The sequence below is a fragment of the Ureibacillus sp. 179-F W5.1 NHS genome (assembly GCF_045369345.1).
GTDB lineage: Bacteria > Bacillota > Bacilli > Bacillales_A > Planococcaceae > Ureibacillus > Ureibacillus halotolerans.
In genome coordinates this window covers 1-2,086 of record NZ_JBIQFG010000093.1, presented here as the reverse complement: position 1 = coordinate 2,086, position 2,086 = coordinate 1, and the positions used below count along the sequence as shown (strand labels likewise).

The following is a 2,086-nucleotide window of genomic DNA, read 5'->3' as shown; positions in this document are numbered from 1 at the left end:
GGCTAGAAAATAGTTCGGTTTAAGTGGATCAGTTTTTAATTAATAAATGGCTCAATTTTTACTTGCGAAATACAAAAGGGCCAGATTGTGGTATAAGACTCAGTAAATGGCTTGTATAATTATGTTAATGTTAAGGTTGAGATTGTATCGAATATAGTTAAATAATGGAGTAGATTAGTTTAAGAATCTAAATATTGTATTGAAATTTTTAGGGGAAATAGTAAACAAGAGTATTAGATGAAAAGGAGCGGGTGTAATGAACTTAGAAGAAAAAAATCAAAAAAAAAGGGAAATTCAAGGGAATTATAGGAAGATAATTAATAAAAATAGAAAAGCAAGTAACATTAATAGAAGAGAAATTTTTATAGTATCTTTAATTATGTTCCTGTTTGTTTTAATTTATATCATGGCAGGTCCTGGATTTTGAAAGAATTGTAAGCAACTTAGTCAGATATATACTTTTTTTATGTAAACTAACAGTTGCTTTAGTTCAACAAGTAAAGGGAATAATTATCATCTTGATGTCAACATTCTAGCTCGTTTGTTAAGGAACGCATATTCATAACTAGATTTATTCATACACTTTAAGCGAGTATTTCTTCTTATAATTTTAATAGAACTCCTTTCTTTAATGTTAAAAGAAGCTTACTCAAATATATAAAAGTAAGCCTCTTCTTATTTTTATAAAACAATAATAGAATTGTATCTATTAATATTTTAATTAATCCCAAAAAGTAATTAAGTCTTTTGTAGATTGCATAGTAGACTTATAAATGAAAAATTCAGCTTGGCCATTATCCCCGTCACAATATCCTGAAATATCAGGGAATATCATTTCATAAAAACCAGCACCAGAAAATTTGAAATTTTTTACAGTCGTATCAAGTAAAGGATCATGTTCTCTTAAAGAGTATAGATAGGGACCAAACTTAGATTGAACAATAGTTACGCGGTAATCTCCGCCATGGGATGGATAAATACTAGATTTACTTCCAACAAATTCGTCGCCAATTAGGTCCCATTCTCCAGCGCCTAGAAGAGAAATACCTGTATTATTATAGTTGCTTTTCAATGATAAATTAGCCATTTCGACACTTGGTGAATCAGAGATTCTTCTAATAATGACATCATCAGTTATTAAAATATCTTGATCTTCAGTAAAATAAATCGTTTCTACTTCTGATTCAGTTTGTGCTACTTGTTGTTCTTCAGTAGAATTACTTAATTCGGCTGCATCTGCCTCATCATAAAATAAAAAACTGCCTCCCACTAAGAGAAAGCCAAAAAATAATTTTCTCATAACCAACCTCCTATATTATATGACAAAATTATACAATAATATATTGCGATTGTAATATATTTAATACAGTTTAAAGTTAATAGTTATTTTTTGATAAAATGAATTATACATTTACTAAAGTACTTATAGTGATATATGGGAGGAAGAAGTATGAAAAAAATTCTTATTTTGATATTGTCAGTTATTTATATATCTGGTTGTAATGTTTTATCTTCTTTTGATACGTTTGAACCTGTAGAAGGCAAAATTGTTAGCGATAATAAAGAATATACAATGATAATAGGAAATTTCGAGTGGGTTGAAGAGGATTTTGAAGCAAATAAAAAAAGCAATTTAGATAAAAAAGGGTTAGCGGATGAATTTGATACGTTAGAGTTGGAGAAAGGTACAAAATTAAAAATTGAAATTGATGGAAGCCCTCTTTCGTTAAAAATAAACGAGGAAAGTGAAGACGGGTCCGTTAAATCTATAGATATTAGAGAAAGCGAAATCACCCTACCTACAAATGAGGGATATTATATTTATGAAGTAAATGCAAAATGGAATGAAGGGAATATCTCGTATGTTTTTGATGTAAATATTAAATAATAAAAAGGATTACAGTTTTCTCTACAGGAATTTTTGGCATGGAAAATAGATATTAACAAAAGCTTTCAGAAAAAGGAACTAAAATTCGTTTTAAAACAAATCGTTATTCAATAATCGGGCACAATTCGGTAGTGACCCCTTAAAGTTAGAGTTATTATTATGCAGCTAATTGGCTGGCATGTTTTCGGTAATTTACTG

General features: G+C 29.0%; 3 protein-coding genes. 2 read left to right on the top strand and 1 reads right to left on the bottom strand.

The features are described 5' to 3' along the window. Positions 1-256: 256 nt before the first annotated feature. Positions 257-427: a hypothetical protein gene (locus ACH0B5_RS17945; RefSeq protein WP_158599747.1), complete on the top strand. Its 171-nt coding sequence runs from the start codon at positions 257-259 to the stop codon at positions 425-427. Positions 428-721: 294 nt separating this feature from the next. On the opposite strand, the gene ACH0B5_RS17940 is transcribed toward ACH0B5_RS17945, so the two are convergent. Continuing rightward, positions 722-1,300, bottom strand: coding sequence for a hypothetical protein (locus ACH0B5_RS17940; RefSeq protein WP_122973727.1), 579 nt, complete (start codon positions 1,298-1,300; stop codon positions 722-724). Positions 1,301-1,450: 150 nt separating this feature from the next. Here ACH0B5_RS17940 and ACH0B5_RS17935 point away from each other — a divergent pair, with 150 nt between their 5' ends. After that, complete coding sequence (locus tag ACH0B5_RS17935; RefSeq protein WP_406928251.1) at positions 1,451-1,888, top strand: hypothetical protein; 438 nt, start codon at positions 1,451-1,453, stop codon at positions 1,886-1,888. Positions 1,889-2,086: the final 198 nt, after the last annotated feature.

Excerpts from the sequence above, each read along its gene's own strand:
- ACH0B5_RS17945 (WP_158599747.1), top strand. The coding sequence starts at position 257 with ATGAACTTAGAAGAAAAAAATCAAAAAAAAAGGGAAATTCAAGGGAAT.
- ACH0B5_RS17940 (WP_122973727.1), bottom strand. The coding sequence starts at position 1,300 with ATGAGAAAATTATTTTTTGGCTTTCTCTTAGTGGGAGGCAGTTTTTTA.
- ACH0B5_RS17935 (WP_406928251.1), top strand. The coding sequence starts at position 1,451 with ATGAAAAAAATTCTTATTTTGATATTGTCAGTTATTTATATATCTGGT.